The organism is Nocardiopsis dassonvillei (assembly GCF_964273065.1).
GTDB lineage: Bacteria > Actinomycetota > Actinomycetes > Streptosporangiales > Streptosporangiaceae > Nocardiopsis > Nocardiopsis dassonvillei_B.
Map to the genome: position 1 here is coordinate 2,198,402 of NZ_OZ186815.1, position 17,436 is coordinate 2,215,837.

Annotated in this window: 14 protein-coding genes; 8 read left to right on the plus strand and 6 right to left on the minus strand. The window is 73.0% G+C overall.

Annotated elements, in window-relative coordinates; genetic code table 11:
• Positions 1–17 precede the first annotated feature (17 nt).
• Positions 18–644 carry a DUF1707 SHOCT-like domain-containing protein gene (locus ACSUPR_RS09675; protein ID WP_436890815.1) on the minus strand — a complete coding sequence of 209 codons (627 nt, stop codon included), beginning with the start codon at positions 642–644 and terminating at the stop codon, positions 18–20.
• Positions 645–1,400: 756 nt separating this feature from the next.
• On the opposite strand from ACSUPR_RS09675, the gene ACSUPR_RS09680 reads away from it, so the two are divergent.
• Positions 1,401–3,230 carry a UvrD-helicase domain-containing protein gene (locus ACSUPR_RS09680; RefSeq protein WP_436890816.1) on the plus strand — a complete coding sequence of 610 codons (1,830 nt, stop codon included), beginning with the start codon at positions 1,401–1,403 and terminating at the stop codon, positions 3,228–3,230.
• Between the two features lie 81 nt (positions 3,231–3,311).
• Here ACSUPR_RS09680 and ACSUPR_RS09685 read toward each other — a convergent pair whose 3' ends face one another.
• Entirely contained in the window at positions 3,312–4,664 is a 1,353-nt protein-coding gene (locus ACSUPR_RS09685) for a DUF6114 domain-containing protein (protein WP_436890817.1), read from the minus strand.
• Positions 4,665–4,668: 4 nt separating this feature from the next.
• Positions 4,669–5,316: a DUF6230 family protein gene (locus ACSUPR_RS09690; protein WP_436890818.1), complete on the minus strand. Its 648-nt coding sequence runs from the start codon at positions 5,314–5,316 to the stop codon at positions 4,669–4,671.
• Positions 5,317–5,537: 221 nt separating this feature from the next.
• Between ACSUPR_RS09690 and ACSUPR_RS09695 the strand changes: the two genes are divergently transcribed.
• Positions 5,538–7,388 (plus strand): GMC oxidoreductase, encoded by a 1,851-nt coding sequence (locus ACSUPR_RS09695; protein WP_436890819.1) that lies wholly within the window; start codon positions 5,538–5,540, stop codon positions 7,386–7,388.
• A 252-nt stretch (positions 7,389–7,640) separates the two neighbouring features.
• Here the strand turns inward: ACSUPR_RS09695 and ACSUPR_RS09700 are convergent, their stop codons facing one another.
• A complete protein-coding gene (locus ACSUPR_RS09700) occupies positions 7,641–8,429 on the minus strand; it encodes a MerR family transcriptional regulator (protein ID WP_436890820.1) in 789 nt (262 codons plus the stop codon).
• Between the two features lie 452 nt (positions 8,430–8,881).
• Between ACSUPR_RS09700 and ACSUPR_RS09705 the strand changes: the two genes are divergently transcribed.
• The 6 genes from ACSUPR_RS09705 to ACSUPR_RS09730 all read left to right on the plus strand — a co-directional run bounded on the left by ACSUPR_RS09705 (position 8,882) and on the right by ACSUPR_RS09730 (position 14,710).
• The gene (locus tag ACSUPR_RS09705; RefSeq protein WP_436890821.1) at positions 8,882–9,736 is read left to right on the plus strand and encodes an SDR family NAD(P)-dependent oxidoreductase; all 855 of its coding nucleotides are present in this window, start codon (positions 8,882–8,884) and stop codon (positions 9,734–9,736) included.
• 11 nt (positions 9,737–9,747) lie between these two features.
• The gene (locus tag ACSUPR_RS09710) at positions 9,748–10,662 is read left to right on the plus strand and encodes an AurF N-oxygenase family protein (RefSeq protein WP_436890822.1); all 915 of its coding nucleotides are present in this window, start codon (positions 9,748–9,750) and stop codon (positions 10,660–10,662) included.
• A 263-nt stretch (positions 10,663–10,925) separates the two neighbouring features.
• Positions 10,926–12,446, plus strand: a complete 1,521-nt coding sequence (locus tag ACSUPR_RS09715; protein ID WP_436890823.1) for a flavin-containing monooxygenase — start codon at positions 10,926–10,928, stop codon at positions 12,444–12,446.
• 35 nt (positions 12,447–12,481) lie between these two features.
• Complete coding sequence (locus ACSUPR_RS09720; RefSeq protein WP_436890824.1) at positions 12,482–12,832, plus strand: DUF4873 domain-containing protein; 351 nt, start codon at positions 12,482–12,484, stop codon at positions 12,830–12,832.
• A gap of 23 nt (positions 12,833–12,855) precedes the next feature.
• Positions 12,856–13,755 carry an alpha/beta fold hydrolase gene (locus ACSUPR_RS09725; protein WP_436890825.1) on the plus strand — a complete coding sequence of 300 codons (900 nt, stop codon included), beginning with the start codon at positions 12,856–12,858 and terminating at the stop codon, positions 13,753–13,755.
• A gap of 160 nt (positions 13,756–13,915) precedes the next feature.
• On the plus strand, positions 13,916–14,710 hold the full coding sequence (locus ACSUPR_RS09730) for an SAM-dependent methyltransferase (RefSeq protein WP_436890826.1): 795 nt from the start codon (positions 13,916–13,918) through the stop codon (positions 14,708–14,710).
• A gap of 48 nt (positions 14,711–14,758) precedes the next feature.
• Here ACSUPR_RS09730 and ACSUPR_RS09735 read toward each other — a convergent pair whose 3' ends face one another.
• Both ACSUPR_RS09735 and ACSUPR_RS09740 read right to left on the minus strand, forming a co-directional pair.
• Positions 14,759–16,120, minus strand: a complete 1,362-nt coding sequence (locus tag ACSUPR_RS09735; protein ID WP_436890827.1) for a four-carbon acid sugar kinase family protein — start codon at positions 16,118–16,120, stop codon at positions 14,759–14,761.
• Between the two features lie 145 nt (positions 16,121–16,265).
• The gene (locus tag ACSUPR_RS09740; RefSeq protein ID WP_436890828.1) at positions 16,266–17,357 is read right to left on the minus strand and encodes a Gfo/Idh/MocA family protein; all 1,092 of its coding nucleotides are present in this window, start codon (positions 17,355–17,357) and stop codon (positions 16,266–16,268) included.
• Between the last annotated feature and the right edge of the window lie 79 nt (positions 17,358–17,436).

Consider the following 17,436-nt stretch of genomic DNA (forward strand, 5'->3'; position numbering starts at 1 on the left):
CCCGGGGGGCGGGACGGTCAGCCGCCGAAGAGCGCGGACCAGGAGAAGGGGCGGCGGTGCGCCACCTGGAGGGTGCCGCCGTGGCAGGTTCCGGTGATGGCGAAGTGCGGCGCGGGCGGCCTGGGGATCGCGTCGGCGTCGACCTTCAGGCTGCCCATCCAGGAGGTGTCGACGTCGACCTCGGCGGTGGCCCGCTCGGGGAGGACGACCTCGGCGCCGCCCCAGGAGACCTCCAGGTGGACCTCGATGCGGTCGTGGGGCATGTCGGCCTCGCGGAAGTCGAGCCGGGTGGCCCCGTACTTGTTGCGGACCTCGATACGGCGGGGCACCTGCCAGCGGCCCTTGCGGACGACGTTGGCGCCGTCGGAGCGGATGATCATGACGTCCTCGGGGTGGACGCGGTCGGTCGGCCGGTTGTCGGCGACCATGGGGATGGGGCCGGTGGGGGCGCCGGGCGAGCCGGGCAGGTCGGCGGTGATGGGCTCCAGGTCGGCGTAGGTCTTGGCCTGGAAAGCGGCCTCCAGCCGCTCGTCGAGTTCGTCGAGGCTGATGCGCCCCTCGGCCGCGGCGTCCCTGAGCACCTCGGCCACCTGGTGGCGCTCGGCGTCGGAGACCCGCAGGCGACCTCTGTCCTCGGAGACCACGACCGCACCGTTCCCTTCCGTCGTCCTGGTGGTCACCACGGTAGAGCACGGGCGCCGGGCCCGGGGAGGGCGTCCGCCTGCGGGGCCCGGGCGCGCAGGCGCCGGAGCGGCGGCGTGCGCCACCGGTCGGTCAGGACCCTGCCGGAGTAGGACGGACCCCGGCAGAGTCCCGGACCGCACAGCCGGCACGCGGTCGTCTCCCCTGTGCGTTACACGATCTCGCGCCCGCGACGGCTCTGCACAGAGCGTGTCCGAAACCGGCCACTGCGTGAAATGTACTCGTAAGTCCCATACGTAACCGGCATGCCTTCACGCCCGTTTCCCTGCGGGCTTTTCGGTCCACCGGCCCCCATCGGCACATCCCGCACCCGTACTCCCAACCTCCCCGTTCGGATCAGGCATCATCGCCGTGCGTCACCGAATTTCGGACAGACGATAAATACCTTTGAGGACATCAGCGGCCGCCACAGAAGCCCAGGTCAGCGGGAGCCCTCCCCCGAGGCCGGAGAGGAGCCTCCGGACGACTCGAACATGTCTTCGTAGAACCCCCTCCCACCTGTACTGATGGACACTCCGAAAAACGCCGGGAACCTGACGGGAATCGACCTCGGAGCGGCGTTTGCCGGAATTCCGCCGCGAGCATGTTCATGAGTGAGAGGGAGCGCCGGCCCGGCCCCTCCGCCCCGAGACCGCCCCGCGCCGAACGCCTCGCACCCCGAGCCACCACCTGGTCGAAGACCGGAGGAGACCCACGACGTGTCCGCCCTTGCGATCGCCCCGACCTTCCTCAGCGACTTCACCCGCCTCACGCCCGACGTCCAGCTCAGCACCCTGGCCGTGATGCGCGCCTACCAGGCCGGGGAACGGCCCGACCTGGAGTCCGTCCCGGACGCCGCCGACCCGCGGGTCCGGATCGTGGGCATCGACCCCGACTGGTCCGGCGTCGTCGTCCCGGCCGCGGCCGACGACGAGCCCGGCGACGGATCCGACGACACGCCCGACGAGCACCCGCGCACCCGCTACCGCCTGCTCACCGTGCTGCCGCGCGAGGAGGCGCTCCGCTTCGCCCGCCGCCTGCTCCCGGCGTCCCCGGAGATCCTCCCGCTCGGCCCCGGCGCCCCGGCCGACCCGCGCCCCAGCGGACCGCCCGAGCTCGCCGGCGCCCTGCGCGCGCCGTTCCGGCAGTGGCAGGTCACGCTCCACCCGGACCAGCACAGGATCACCGAGGCCCACTACAACGGCGCCGTGCAGATCACCGGCGGCCCCGGCACCGGCAAGACCGTCATCGCCCTGCACCGGGCCGCCCGTCTGGCCGAGCGCGACGCCGCCGCGCACCCCGGGGACCACCGCGAGTCGGTCCTGCTGACCACCTACAACCGGGCCCTGGCCCAGTCCCTCTCCGACCGTCTGGACCAGCTGCTGCCCGACCCCGGGGTGCGCGCCCGGGTCCGGGTGGCGACCGTCGACGGCCTCGCCCGCTCCGTGGTGCAGGCCAACGGCGTCCCGCCGCGCCTCATCGGCAAGGACGACCTGGCCAGGCGCTGGCGCGCGGTCGCGCTGGCCGACGGGCTGCCCTTCTCCGGCCGCTTCCTGGTCGACGAGTGGGAGCAGGTCATCCTCGCCAAGGGGCTGGAGCTGCTGCCCGAGTACATCCGCTGCGAGCGCAGCGGCCGGGTGCAGCACCTGGCGCCCGAGCACCGGCGCCAGGTGTGGGAGACGGTCCGGCGCTACGTTGGCGCCATGCGGGTGGAGGGGCTGTGGTCCTACCCGCAGCTGGCCGCGGAGGCCGCCCGCGTGCTGGGCCGCGGCGGGCCGCTGTTCCGGCACGCGGTGGTCGACGAGGCGCAGGACCTGCACCCGGCCCAGTGGCGGATGGTGCGCGCCGCCGTGCCCGAGGGCCCCGACGACCTGTTCATCGTCGGCGACCCGCACCAGCGGGTGTCCGACAACCGGGTGTCGCTGGCCTCGCTCGGCATCAACGTGCGCGGGCGCGGCCACCGGCTCCGGGTGAGCTACCGGGTCACCCAGGAGATCCTGGACTGGAGCATGCCGATCCTGGGGCGCCGGGCGGCGCTGGGCATGGACGACGACGCCGACACCCTGGCCGGGTACCGCTCGCTGCTGCGCGGGCCGGCCCCGGTGGTGCGCGGCTGCGCGGACCGGGCCGAGGAGCTCGCCGCCCTGGGCGACTGGGTGCGGGTGTGGCTGGAGGCCGGGGTCGACCCGGCCGAGATCGCGGTGGCCGGGCGCAACCACTGGGTGGTGCGCGGGATCGCCAAGGAGTTGGCGGCACGCGGCGTGCCGACCGCTCCGCTGGAGGAGTCCGGCGGCCCGGGAGCGGTGCGCGTGGGCACGCTGCACCGGCTCAAGGGGCAGGAGTTCCGCTGCGTGGCCCTGGTGGGGGTCAGCGACCACCTGCTGCCGCCCAAGGCCGCCATCGAGGCCGCCGACGGCGACCAGGTGGCCCTGGAGCACGCCTTCCAGCAGGAGCGGACGCTGCTGTTCACCGCCTGCACGCGGGCACGCGACGCCCTCTACGTGTCGCACGTGGGCAGGCCGAGCCGGCTGATCACCGAGGGCCGCTGACCCCGACCGGGGAACGGCCAGGGGGCGCCGCGCGTCGCGCGGCGCCCCCGCCGTCGTGTCCGGGACGCGGTGTCCCGCCGGTCAGCCGCCGTAGCGGCCGTTCAGGTCGGTGATGTTCATCCTGTCGGTGCCCGCCATGGGGCTGGCGACGTCGACCTCGGTGACGAACATGTACGGGAGCAGCAGCGGCGGCGGGAAGTCCGGGGTGAAGGTGATCGGGAGGGGGATGCCGAAGATGTTGACCTTCATCCGGGTGACGTGCATGGTGACGTCGCCGTCCAGGGTCATGGACGGCAGGCCCAGGCTCATCCTGGTCCCGTGCTCCTCGAACCACAGGTCCCCGTTGGTCACCTCGGCCCGGTCCATGGTGAGCCGGAGGTAGCGCCGGGGGCCGTCCGCGGTCGGGCACTCCACAACGCCGTCGTAGCGGGCGCCGCTCATAGTGAGGACGTCGGCGGTCAGTCCGGAGGTTCGGACCGAGCCGCGGAAGCAGTCGTAGCCCTCGTCCACGGCGACCTCGGGGAGTTCGTCGGTCTCCTGCGCGGCCTGGCAGGCCAGGACCGCCTCGACGAACTCGTCCTCGCTCCGGGCCAGTGCTCCGTCGCCGGTGCGGAACTCGCAGTCGGCCGGGTCGGCCTCCGGTCCCTCCGCGCCCTCCTCTTCCTCCTGCTCCTCCTCCCCGTCGGGTTCCCGGTCCCCGCCGGGAGCGGGGTCGCCGCCGTCGGGGTCGCCGCCGGGGTCCCCGGGCGAGGGCGACGGGGACGGCGGGGGAGAGGGGGAGGGTGACGGGGAGGGGTCCTCGGCCGGCTGCTCCTGGCCCCCGCCGCCGGGGAACAGCCAGTCCCAGGGCCAGCCCAGGGCGGGTGCGGGGGCCGAGGCCAGGACGACCACCGACGCCAGGGGCAGGGCGAGGGCCGCCAGCGGGCGGGTGCCGCCCTCGGCTCCGTCGGCCGACGGCAGTTCGTCGGCGGATGCGCCGGGGGCCGGTCCGCCGTCCCCGGCGGGCTCCCCGGAGGCCCCCGCCCGTCGGCGCCCGCGCGGGCGCCGACGGGCCCTGGGACCCCACGCGAACACGAGCGACCCGCCGACGATACCGAGCAGCATGCCGATGACGAACCCGCCGAAGTTGGAGGTCACGAAGGTCACCAGGGCCAGCAGGACCCCGACCACCCCGAAGAACGTGTGCTGGGCGGGCTGGAACCAGCTCAGCACACCGAGCACGATCATCAGCACCGCGATGAGGGTGCCGGAGACGCCGGCGATGCCCGCGTAGATGATGAGGTCGATCGGAAGGACGAGGGTCTGCGCGGCCGGGGCGACCAGCAGCTCGATTCCGGCCGCGACGAGGACGGCGCCGCCCCAGAACGGACGGCTGCGCCGCCATTCGCGGAACCATCCCCATCCCGAGCGCAGGAGGGTCAGTGCACGGGTCATGGGATCAGAAGCACTCGTGGTCGCCGGGCTTGATCGCCAGCCCCAGCCCGGACAGGCGCAGGGAGCCGGAGGTGACCGCCCACGTGGTCAGTTCCATGTCGGAGATCGTGATGGTGTCGGCCTGGAGGCCGAAACCGCCGGCGGGCCCCTGGCCGCCCTCGGCCTTGTCGAGGGTACTGGCGTCCCGGCCGATCTCGATCTCGCCGAACTCGGCGTTGCCCTGGAGCTGCTCGATGTCGATGACGAGGTTGGTGCCCTCGACCGGGGTGGCCTCGCCGGCGGTGATGACCAGGGTGGCCTGGCCGATCGGCAGGTCCCAGAGCGAGGACATGCAGAGGTTCTCGAGTTCGGCGGTGTTGATCGCCGACAGGCCGACCGGGCGGCCGGTCCCGTCCACCGAGGTGGCGACGTCGCCGTACTGGGTGAAGCCGTTGCCGGCCAGGCTGTCGGCGGACATCTTGAAGCTGTCGCCGGAGACGGCGAACGAGGCGGCGAGCAGGCCCTGCGTGGTCATACCGCCGAGCACCGCGGCCGCGGCGAAGCCGGGCACCGCCAGGAGGGCGAAGCGCCGCCAGCGGGTACCGCGCGCGCCCTCGTGCTGCTCAGGAGCATCCTGGGACACCTCGGGCGTCTCCTCGGAAGCCTTGGGCATGGAAACCTCCAGTGATCCGCCGCCCCGGGGAGGGCGGCGTGGGGGAGAGGAACTTGCGCCGATGCACGCCTCGCGTGTTACATGGAACACACCTTACTCGGCGGTAGTGACGAACATTACAATAGCTGTTGTCACATTTCTAGATGGCGCAAAGAATGTTGCGGACTCGTATCCGGCGCACTACGGGCCAACCGCAACCGACCTGATAGCGAGACCAGCACGTGCCCCGAGAGCGCAACGCGGACTCCCCCGCCACCCCCGAAAAGACGACCCGACCGAACGAGGACGAGCGCTTCGACTACGACGTCGTGGTCATCGGCTCCGGCTTCGGCGGATCGGTCAGTGCCCTCCGCCTCACTGAGAAGGGCTACCGTGTCGGCGTCCTGGAAGCCGGGCGCCGCTTCACACCCGAAACCCTGCCGTCCTCGTCCTGGGACGTGAAGAACTTCCTCTGGGCGCCCCGGGCCGGGCTGTACGGCATCCAGCGGATCCACCTGCTCCGCGACGTGATGATCCTGGCCGGAGCCGGGGTCGGCGGCGGATCCCTCAACTACGCCAACACGCTGTACCACCCGCTGGACCCGTTCTTCGAGGACCCGCAGTGGCGCCACATCACCGACTGGAAGTCGGAGCTGGCGCCCTTCTACGACCAGGCCCGGCGCATGCTGGGCGTGCGCACCAACCCCACCGTCACCGCCTCCGACCGCCACCTCAAGGCGGTCGCCGAGGAGATCGGCGTGGGCCACACCTTCCGGATGACCCCCGTCGGCGTCTGCTTCGGCGACGGCGAGGACGGGACCGGGCCCCGGGCCGCACCCGGCGGGTCCGTCGGCGACCCGTACTTCGGCGGGGCCGGGCCGGAGCGCAGGGCCTGCCTGGAGTGCGGCGAGTGCATGACCGGCTGCCGGCACGGAGCCAAGAACACCCTGACCGAGAACTACCTGTACTTCGCCGAGCGCGGCGGCGCCCGGGTGCATCCGCTGACCACGGTGGAGCGCGTCCGCCCCCTCGCCGACGGCGGGTACGCCGTCGACACCGTCCGCACCGACGCGCCCCGGCGCAGGGAGAACGCGCGCACGTTCACCGCCCGCCAGGTGGTCGTCGCGGCCGGGACCTACAACACCCAGACCCTGCTGCACCGGATGAAGGACTCGGGCCTGCTGCCCCGGCTCTCGGACCGGCTGGGCACGCTCACCCGCACCAACTCCGAGGCGCTGGTCGGCGCGATGAGCCGCCGGGTCCCGTGGAAGGAGGACCTGACCCACGGCGTGGCCATCACCTCCTCCATCCACCCCGACGAGAACACCCACATCGAGCCGGTCCGCTACGGCAAGGGCTCCAACGCGATGGGCCTGCTCACCGCCATCCAGGTGCCGGGCGGCGGCCGCGTCCCCCGGTGGATGCGCTTCCTGGGGCTGGCCGCCCGCCACCCGGTGGTGTTCGCCCGCAGCTTCTCCAACCGCCGCTGGTCGGAGCGGACCATCATCGGCCTGGTGATGCAGTCGCTGGACAACTCGCTGACCACGTCGGTCCGGAAGGGGGTGTTCGGCGGCCGGAAGAAGCTCACCTCCCGCCAGGGGCACGGTGAGCCCAACCCCACCTGGATCCCGGCGGGGCAGGACGCGGCCACGCGCCTGGCCGAGAGGATCGACGGCTACCCGGGCGGCACCGTCGGCGACATCTTCAACATCCCGATGACCGCGCACTTCCTGGGCGGCTGTCCCATCGGCGACGGTCCCGGAACCGGTGTCATCGACCCCTACCACCGCCTGTACGGGTACCCGGACCTGCACGTGGTGGACGGGTCCGCGGTCACCGCGAACCTGGGTGTGAACCCGTCGCTGACGATCACGGCGCAGGCCGAGCGCGCGCTGTCGATGTGGCCCAACAAGGGGGAGGAGGACTCCCGCCCGGCCCAGGGCGAGCCCTACCGCCGGGTGGGTCCGGTGTTCCCGCACTCCCCCGCGGTGCCCGCAGGCGCCTTCGCCGAGCTGCGGTACACCACCCCGCTGCCGCTGACGGTCGTCGAGTCCGCCCCCGAGGAGAAGTCGGCCGAGGGCGCCGGCGCCTGAGCACCTCCCCCGGGGTCGCCCGGCCCCGGGGGACCCCTCCGGCCCGCGCGGCACAGGGCGCGGAGCGCGGTCGGGCCCGTCCGCCCCCTCTGGCTCCGGTGCGCGCCTGCGCGGCGGGGAGACTCCCGGCCGCGGCCACCTCGGCCGGCGCCCGGGGCGCCCGCCGCCTGCGGAGCGTCCCGGCCGACCCGGGGGTGCGCGTCCGCGGCGGCTCCCGGCTGGAGGGGGTCCCGCCCGGGGCCGGCGCGGGGGTCAGCCCCGTGCGTCGGGGGCGGGGGCCGGTGCGGGGACGCGGTCGCGCTCGCGGTTGAGGAGTTCCATGGCGTCGGCGAAGTGCTCGCCCATGACGTTGGTGAGCTGGGCGGCCATCTCCTGGGCCAGGACCGCGTCCACGGCCTGCTGGGCGAGGGGGCGGACCTTGCGGATGGTCTCGGCGATCTCGGCCGGGTCCTCGGTGCGCAGCACCGTGCCGGGGGCGTACTCCGCGATGATGTGGTCGGCGACCAGGCGCGTCATGTGCTCGGCGACGTGGCCGATCTTGTCGCGCAGGTTCTCGGCTATGTCCAGCACGGAGTTCACGGTCATGCCCATGCGCACCAGTTCCACGCCGGCGTGCAGCAGGCGCGGGCTGGGGACCCGGAACCGCAGGCCGTCGCGCTCGATCACGCCCAGGTCCAGAGCCCGCTTGACCGTCTTGGGGTTGACCCCCTTGCCGAACAGTTCGCGCAGGTCGCCGAGGGTGAGGTAGTCGGCGATCTCGTCGCTCCAGGCGTCCCCGATCGCCGACTCGAAGCCGAGGATGTCGGAGAGGTCGCCGCCGCGCTCCCAGACCTGGAACATCTCGCCGATGTTGGCGAAGGTGTACCCGCGCCGGAGCAGCTGGCCGATCAGCCGCAGACGTGCCAGGTGCGCCTCGGAGTAGATGCCCACGCGGCCCTCACGGCGGGGCGGGGCGAGCAGCCCCCGGTCCTGGTACACCCGGACGTTGCGCACCGTCGTATCGGCCAGCCGGGCGAGTTCGTCAATGCGGTATTCGGCCATGGGTCCAGCCTAGAGACACCCTTGAACGTTACTTGTCAGTATCTTCCCGGTGCGGACGCTTTCGACCACGACAACAGACGTTGTCATGTTTGCGACAGGAGCACAAGAACCCGCACATCTCCCCCGCGGGGGAACAACCCTCCGGGCGTTCGGACCAGGGTTCCGTTACGGACCGCGTTCCTTCACTAACGCAGGGACTTCCGGAAACCCACTTCCGGGACACCCGAAATCCGCCGGACACCTCCGGCACCCCCGCCGGGCGGACTCCGGCCACGCCACCCGGCCCCGCGCCCCCCGCCCGGGGTCCCGCACACCCCCTCCCACCTCGCCCGCTCCGCATTCACCCGCGACGGCGGGAGTGAACTTACCCGCGAGTAAATTTCCTGCTTCACCCCATTGCATTGTGACAATGCCCGTTGTAACGTTCCGGCAATGACTGTGGAGGAGATCACATGACGACCCCCTTGCCGCGCCACCTGCGCAGGCTGCCCGGCCTGAACGCCGTCGTCACCGGCGCTTCCGGGGCCTTCGGCAGCGCCACGGCGGCCGTCCTGCGGCACCTCGGCGTCAACGTCGTCGGGATCGACCGCAAACCGGCCCCCGGCGTCATCGGCTGCGACATCACCGACGACGAGCAGGTGCGCCAGGGCGTCGCCGAGGCGGTCGAGCAGCTCGGCGGCCGCCTGGACCTGCTCATCCACTACGCGGGCGTCGGACCGGCGGTCGACGTCGGCCAGGCCCCGGACGTCCACGTCCACCAGGCCCTGGAGGTCAACCTGCTGGGCACCTGGCGGGTCACCGCCGCCGCGATGCCCGCCCTCCTGCGGAGCCGGGGGCGCGTCATCATCACCGCCTCCCTGCTCGCCGGGCTCCAGCTGCCGTTCGCCGGCGCCTACACGGTGTCCAAGCGCGCCGTCACCGCCTACGCGGACTGCCTCCGCGCCGAGTACGGCACCCACATCGGGGTCACCACCGTCTACCCCGGCTACGTGGACACCCCGATCCACAACAGCTCCCGTGCCACCGGCGTGGCGCTCGACGGGCTCGTCCCCGCCGAGACGGAACGCGACACCGTCATGGCCGTGGTCCGGGCCGCCGGGGCCGGGCACGCGCCGCGCGACGTGGCCTCCACCGCGCTCGGAACCGCCGGACTGCACCTGTTCCGGTACTTCCCCGGCACGACCGAGCAGATCGTGTCCCTCCGGATCGGCATGCTCCTCGCCGGGGGCGCCTTCGCGGACGCGGAGATCGCCCGGGGACTCCACGCACGCCACGGCAGCCCCGTACCCCAGACGACGGCGTCCTGAGGAGGACGAGAATGACCGCAGAGATCACCGCCAAGCCCAAGATCACCGACCGGGAGGACATCGCCAAGCGCCTCCTGCGCGGCTCGGCCAAGGCCTCCTTCGACCCGCTCGTCGAGATCGACTGGGACGCCCCCGTCGACCCCGACATGTGGGCCATCCGCCCCGAGCGCATCTCCATCTACGGCACCCCGCTGTGGGACTCCCTCAGCGAGGAGAAGCGCAAGGAGCTCAGCCGCCTGGAGGTCGCCAGCGTCGCGACCATCGGCATCTGGTTCGAGACCATCCTCATGCAGATGCTGGTCCGGCACGCCTACCGCAACGACCCCACCACGCTGCACGTCCAGTACGCCTACACCGAGATCGCCGACGAGTGCCGCCACACGGTGATGTTCGCGAAGATGGTGGAGAAGCTGGGCTGGCACACCCACCGCCTCGACCCGGTCGCCTACCACCTGGGCCGCGTCTTCAAGGCCATCGCGCACGGTCCGCTGATCTTCGCCGGCGCCCTGTTCGTGGAGGAGGTCCTGGACCAGCTCCAGCGGGAGGCCATCCCGGACGAGCAGATCCTGCCCCTGGTCCGCTCGGTCGCGCGCATCCACGTGACCGAGGAGGCGCGGCACATGCGCTACGCCCGCGAGGAGTTCCAGCGGGACTGGGTGAACCGCGGCGCCCTCAACAAGGCCTACAGCCGGATCATGCTGGGCCTGGTCACCTACTACTCCGCGACCCGCCTGATCAACCCCAAGGTCTACGAGCAGGTCGGGCTGGACCCCCGCGAGGCCTACCGCGCCGCGCAGGCCAACCCGCACTGGACCGACACCAAGACCTGGGCCGCCCGCAAGGTCGTCGGCACGCTCGACACGGCCGGGGCCATCACCGGGCTCGGCCGCTACTTCTGGAGGAAGGCCGGCCTGCTGGGCCGCTGACCCCGCGGGCGCCCGCACCGGGCGCCCCGCCACAGACCCCACCGCCGGAGGGCGAAACGCGCCACGTCCTCCGGCGGTGGACCCGGCATCCCGGGGGCGTACGCGCCACGCCCCCGGGAGTCGGCTCCCCGGAGGGAGGAACGCGCCACCTCCCTCCGGGGCGGCACTCCCCCGGGGGCGTACGCGCCACGCCCCCGGGGGGACCACACCACCCGGCCCGCTGCGGACCCCGCGCGCGGGCCGGTCGCACGAAGGGATCGACAGTGACCGACGCACCACCGCACTTCCGGGTGGCCATCATCGGGTCCGGCTTCGCCGGGATCGGCATGGCCGTCCGGCTCAAGCAGGCCGGGCTGCGGGACCCCGGGGACTTCGTGATCCTGGAGCGGGCCGACGAGGTCGGCGGCACCTGGCGCGACAACTCCTATCCGGGCGCGGCCTGCGACGTCCCCTCCCACCTGTACTCCTTCTCCTTCGCGCTCAACCCCACGTGGAGCCGGACCTTCTCCCCCCAGCCCGAGATCTTCGCCTACATGAAGCGGGTCGCCGGGGAGTACGGCATCCCGAAGCACGTGCGGTACGGCCACGAGGTGCTCTCCGCACACTGGGAGCCCGCGGACAACCGCTGGCGGATCGAGACCTCGCGGGGCACGGTCACCGCCCAGTTCCTGGTCAGCGGCGCCGGGCCCCTCGCCGACCCCGCCCTCCCCGACATCAAGGGGATCGACACGTTCGAGGGGCGGATGTTCCACTCCGCGGACTGGGACCACGACCACGACCTCACCGGCCGCCGGGTCGCCGTGATCGGCACCGGCGCCTCCGCCATCCAGTTCGTGCCGCGGATCCAGCCCGAGGTCGGCCGCCTGTCGCTGTTCCAGCGCACCGCCCCCTGGGTGATGTTCCGCCACGACCGCGACATCACCCGGGTCGAGAGCTGGCTGTACCGGAACCTCCCCCTCACCCAGCAGATCGCCCGCAAGAGCATCTACTGGGGGCGGGAGACCTACATCTTCGGCTTCGCCAAGAACCCGAAGCTGCTGTCGGTCGTGGAGCGGCTGGGGCGGGCCAACATCGCCCGCGGTATCAAGGACCCCGAGCTGCGCGCCAAGGTCACCCCGGACTTCCGCGCCGGGTGCAAGCGCATCCTGATGTCCAACGACTACTATCCGGCGCTGGCGCAGCCCAACGTCGACGTGGTCACCGACGGCATCGCGGAGATCCGCCCGGACTCGGTCGTCACCCGGGACGCCTCCGGCCGCGAGACAGAGCACGAGGTCGACACGATCATCCTGGGCACCGGCTTCCACGTGACCGACCCGCCCGTCGCCCACCGCATCTTCAACTCCGACGGCCGCTCCCTGGCCGACCACTGGGGCTCGAACGTGCAGGCGTTCCGCGGCACCACGATCGCCGGGTTCCCCAACGCGTTCATCCTGGCCGGCCCCAACACCGGGCTGGGGCACACCTCGCAGGTCTTCATGATCGAGGCCCAGATCAGGTACACGGTCGAGGCTCTCAAGTACCTGTGCAGGAACGGCCTGGACCGGCTGGAGGTGAGCCCGCAGGCGCAGCGCTCCTACAACGAGATGGTCGCCAGGAGCATGGAGGGCACCGTCTGGGTGACCGGCGGCTGCGACAGCTGGTACCTCAACGAGGAGGGCCGCAACACCACCCTGTGGCCCACCTTCACCTGGAACTTCGCGCTGCGCACCCGCTGGTTCGACCCGCACAACTACGACCTCCGGGTCGACCGCGGCGCCCGCCGGACCCGCGCCGCCGCCTGAACCCGGCCCCCGAGATTCCGGCGAAGGAGGACGACATGAGCGGTTTCGACGACGAAGAAGAGGAGTACCGGGGCGAGGTGACCCTCACCCCCCTCGGCCCCGGGGGCGAGCCCGCGGCCGACCCGGTCACGGTGCGGTGCCACGTGGCCGGGCACTTCTCCCCGCTGACCGGCGACTACCGGTGGTCGGGGCGGCTGTCGCCGTCCCCCGAGGTCACCGCGGCCTACGAGAGCGGGGTGCGCACGGTCCTGATCCGAACCCCGGCGGGCGACGAGGGCGTCGCGGCGCTGGCCGAGCCCAACCTGTGGGGCGGGCACCCGGTCAGCGGCTCGGGCACCCCGCCCTACCCGGTCCCGCAGATCGACCTCGGCGACCTGCTCGACTGAACCCCCGAACGAGAGGTATCCCGATGGCGATCCGACACCTGGGCCCGGCCCGGGAGATGCGCGTGGTCTCCGACGACGGCACGGAACTGCACGTGGAGGTGCGCGGGCCGGTGAGCGGGCCGACCGTGGTGCTCTCCCACTGCTGGGCGACGTCGCTGGCGTCCTGGGGGCCCGTGGTCCGGCTGCTCGACGAGAACCTGCGGGTGGTGCTGTACGACCAGCGCGGCCACGGCCGGACCCCGGTGCCCCTCACCCCGGCGGGGTACGGGCAGGACAAGCTGGCCGACGACCTGTGCGCGGTGCTGGCGGCGACGGTCCCCGAAGGCGGACGCGCCGTGGTGGCGGGGCACAGCATGGGCGGGATGACGGTCATGGCCGCCGGTGACCGCGAGGTCTTCCGTGAGAAGGCCGCGGCGGTACTGCTCACCAACACCGGGTGCACGCAGCTGACGAAGAGGGCCACCGCGATCCCGCTGCCCAGGGCCCTGGGGCGGGCGGCGGCGGCCGCTCTGACGTTGAGCGCCCCGCTGCCGCTGGGGCCGCGCAACCCGGTGACCGAAGCCGCGCTGAAGTTCGTCGCGATGAGCCCGGGCGCGGACCCGCGGATGGTGCGGCTGTGCGCGCGCATGGTGCACGCCTGCAACCCGGTCGCGCGCGGCCGGTGGGGCGACATGATGAACCGCCTGGACCTGGACGCGACGGTCCGCGCGATCAGCGCGCCGACCGTGGTCGTGGCGGGCGCCGAGGACCGGATGACCCCGCCCTGGCACGCCCGCCACGTCGCCTCCCTGGTCCGGGACTGCACGGAGGTCGTGGAGGTCCCCGGCGCCGGGCACATGGGACCGCTGGAGTTCCCCGAACTGCTGGCCGACCGGATCGAGAAACTGGCCGCGAACCACCTGGGCGTCGCCCTGGCGGGGTGAGCCTCCCACCGCGGGCCCCCGGGGGGTCCCCGGGGGCCCGCGCCGTGTCGGCCCGGGCCGAGGACCCCTGCGCACAGGGGGTTCTCGTTTGCGAAGAGGATCGGCGAACGAGGAGAATGTCCGATGATCCCTGGATCGTCCGCCGAGCCGGAAGGCGCCCATGACGCACACCCCGCGTACCCCCCTGGACACGACCGTCCCCCACTCCGCGCGAGTGATGAACTACTGGCTGGGAGGCAAGGACCACTATCCGGTGGACCGCGCCCTGGGAGAGCAGGTCGAGCAGGCCTTCCCCGAGATCGTCGAGCTCATGCGCGCCGACCGCCGGTTCATCGTCCGCTCGGTCACCCACCTGGTCCGGGAGGAGGGCATCCGGCAGTTCCTGGACATCGGCACCGGCCTTCCCACCGCCAACAACACCCACGAGGTCGCCCAGGCGCTCGCCCCCGAGTCCAGGATCGTCTACGTCGACAACGACCCCCTGGTACTCGCGCACGCCCGCGCCCTGCTGACCAGCACCCCCGAGGGCACCACCGACTACATCGACGCCGACCTGCTCGACCCGGAGGCGCTGCTGGCCCAGGCCCGTGAGCACCTGGACTTCACGCAGCCGATCGGTCTGGTCATCATGGGCACGCTCGGGCACTTCCCCGCCGACGAGCGGACCTACGCCGTGGCCCGCGCCTACGTGGACGCCCTGCCCTCGGGCAGCTTCCTCGCCCTGTGCGACAGCACCGACACCAGCCCGCAGATCGTGGAGGCGGCCCGGGCCTGGAACGAGAACGCGGCCCAGCCCATCCACCTGCGCACCCCGGAGGAGATCGGCGCCTTCTTCGAGGGCCTGGAGCTGCTGGAGCCCGGCGTGGTCTCCGTCCCGTTCTGGCGCCCCGAGAGGACCGAGGTGGGCACCGCCAAGGAGGTCGCCCAGTACGGCGGCGTCGCCCGCAAGCCCTGAGCACCGGGCGCGTGCCCGGCGTCCGGCGGGAGAGCCGGGCGCCGGGTGTCAGGCCGGGTCGCGGATGAGTGTGGGGACGACGTGCTCGGAGACCTCCGAGTGCACCTGGTGCAGCCTGGCCTGGACGGCGCGGCGCAGTTTGGCCAGGCATTCCACGAGGGTGATGTCGTCGCCGACCAGTCCGCCCTTGGCCACCACCGGCGTCCCGTCGAGCGGACCGCCGCTGATGTGCCCGTGCACGGCCAGCGGCACGACCTCTCCGCCGACGTCGAAGGCGTGCACGTCCAGCTCGTCGAACAGGCCCGAGACCAGGTCGCCGCCGGTCAGGTACAGGCCGCTGGGCAGGGCGTGGGCACCGGTGCCGTCGGCGATCTCGTGGACGGTGTCGGCGACCAGCCGGGCGATGCGGCCCGGGAGCTCGGCGCGGATCCGGCCGGGCAGGTCGCGCACCCGCTCGGAGGTGGTGACCACCCGCAGCACGCACAGGTCGGGGAACCCGGCCGAGACGAGCTTCTCCGCGAGCTCCGCGGCGACCTCGTCGGCGTGGTCGCTCTCCGGATCGGTGAAGGCGACGGCGTCCAGGTCCACGAAGCGGACCGCGCCGGTGCGGGCCACCGTGGCCAGCTGGCGCCGGGTCAGGTCCGTGGTGCTCGCGACGACCCCCAGCAGCGGCCCGCGGGACCCGGCCTGGCCGCGCAGCCGCAGGGCGTAGGCCAGCAGCGCCCCCGTCGGCCCCGGATCCACCGACACCCACACCGTCCCGTCCTCGTGGTGGGCCGCCGCGGCGGCCTCGGCGATGTCGGTGAGGTGCTGCTCCGTGGCGGCGTCGCACAGCACCACGGGCTCGTCCCCCGCCAGCAGTTCGGCGGTGAGCATGCTCTGGGTGACCCGGCGGACCGGCACGTGGCGCACGGCCAGCCCCGACTGGGCGGCGACGATGTCGGCGACCGCGCCGGTGGTCATCGGGTGCAGGGGGTCGTGGGCCAGCTCGGTGTCCTGGAGCGGGACCCCGTGGAGCAGCTGGACGCCGTCCTCGGTGGTGCGCCCGGTGGCCGGGAAGGCCGGGGTGAACAGCACCCGTACCCGGGTCCCGGCGGGCACCCTCCCGCGCACCTCCCGGTAGGCGGCCTCCAGTTCGGCCCCGACGTTGCCGCGCAGGGTGGAGTCGGTGCGCTTGACCACCAGCCCCACCGGCCAGACCGCCTCCACCACGTCGGCCACCAGGTCCACGGCCTGCTCGGCCGGCACGTGCCGGCTGTCGAGGTTGGCGACGACGACGTCGTAGTCCCCGGCGACCCGGCTGACGTGTTCGGGGGTCACGGTGGCCACCCGCATCCCGGTGCGCGCGAACCGGGCCCCGGTCGCATTGGCGCCGGTGAGGTCGTCTGCGACCACGAGGACCTGGGCCACGGCAGTCTCCTTCGGCGAAACGCTCGGGTAACCTCCCTCCAACATAGGCCCGTACGGGCGTGCGCGGGGACGAAAGGCCCCGGCCGTGAGCGACGCGCGGGGGAACCGCGCTCGGGGGGCGGGCCGGGGCCCGCCCCCGCTCCGGTCAGCGTCCGGGGAGGGTGACGACGGTGCCCGTGCGGGCACTGCGCCGGGCCGCCTCGATGATCTCCAGTCCGTGGATCACCTCGTGCGGGTCCACCGGCAGCGGCTCCCCCTCGCCCACGGCGTCGCGCACCCCCGCGTAGAAATCGGTGTAGGCGCCCCGGGCGGAGGGCACCCGCCGGGTGGCCCCGTCCACGCCCAGCAGCCCCCAAGCGGCCTCCGGCAGCACGCCCCAGTCCGCGGCGGTCGGGCTCTCCCCCGCGAGCAGGCGCGCCTCCTGGCCGTCCATGCCGTGGCTGGTGAAGGCGCCGGCGTCCCCCAGAACCCGGAAGCGCGGGCCGCCCTGGGCGGCGAGCGCGCTCATCCACAGCTGGGAGCGGGTGCCGCGGGAGTGCCGCAGCGACAGGAAGACGTCGTCGTCGGCCTGCACCCCCTCGCGCAGCGACTCCACCTCGGCGTACACCGAGGCGACCGGGCCGAACAGGTTGACCGCCTGGTCGATCAGGTGCGGTCCCAGGTCGTACAGCAGCCCGGCGCCGCTCTCCACCGTGCCGCTCTCGCGCCAGGTGCCCCTGGCCTGGGGCCGCCAGCGCTCGAACCGGGACTCGAACCGGTGCACCCGGCCCAGCGCGCCCTCCTCCACCAGGTTCCACAGCGTCAGGAAGTCGGCGTCCCAGCGGCGGTTCTGGTACACGGTGAGCACCCGGCCCAGCTTCTCGGCCAGGTCGGTGAGCTCGCGGCCCTGCACGGCGGTGAGCGCGAAGGGCTTGTCCACCACCACGGACATGCCCGCCTCCAGGGCCGCCCGGGCCAGCGGCGCGTGGGTGTCGTTGGGCGTGGTGACGACGGCGATCTCGTAACGCCCGGCGTCGGCCCACAGGTCGGCGACGGCCGGGTACACCGTCGCGTCCGGGTGGCGCTCGCGGACCGCGCGGGCGCGCTCGGGGTTCCCGGTCACCACGGCGGACAGGCGCAGCCCTGGGACCGCCTCGATGACCGGGGCGTGGAAGACCTCACCCCCCTTGCCGTAGCCGATCAGGGCGACGTGCAGCTCGGGGCCGTCGTGCTCGGGAACCTGCGGTGCGTTGGACATGCCTCCAATCTACGGCTCCGGGGCACGCCCGCGGGAGCGTTCGGGCGCGGTGTGCCGGGCCTTCGTCGGGACATCGGGT

Coding starts and splice junctions, on each gene's coding strand:
- ACSUPR_RS09685 (WP_436890817.1), bottom strand. CDS start 4,664: ATGACCCGTGCACTGACCCTCCTGCGCTCGGGATGGGGATGGTTCCGC.
- ACSUPR_RS09690 (WP_436890818.1), bottom strand. CDS start 5,316: ATGCCCAAGGCTTCCGAGGAGACGCCCGAGGTGTCCCAGGATGCTCCT.
- ACSUPR_RS09700 (WP_436890820.1), bottom strand. CDS start 8,429: ATGGCCGAATACCGCATTGACGAACTCGCCCGGCTGGCCGATACGACG.
- ACSUPR_RS09705 (WP_436890821.1), top strand. CDS start 8,882: ATGACGACCCCCTTGCCGCGCCACCTGCGCAGGCTGCCCGGCCTGAAC.
- ACSUPR_RS09710 (WP_436890822.1), top strand. CDS start 9,748: ATGACCGCAGAGATCACCGCCAAGCCCAAGATCACCGACCGGGAGGAC.
- ACSUPR_RS09720 (WP_436890824.1), top strand. CDS start 12,482: ATGAGCGGTTTCGACGACGAAGAAGAGGAGTACCGGGGCGAGGTGACC.
- ACSUPR_RS09725 (WP_436890825.1), top strand. CDS start 12,856: ATGGCGATCCGACACCTGGGCCCGGCCCGGGAGATGCGCGTGGTCTCC.
- ACSUPR_RS09730 (WP_436890826.1), top strand. CDS start 13,916: ATGACGCACACCCCGCGTACCCCCCTGGACACGACCGTCCCCCACTCC.
- ACSUPR_RS09740 (WP_436890828.1), bottom strand. CDS start 17,357: ATGTCCAACGCACCGCAGGTTCCCGAGCACGACGGCCCCGAGCTGCAC.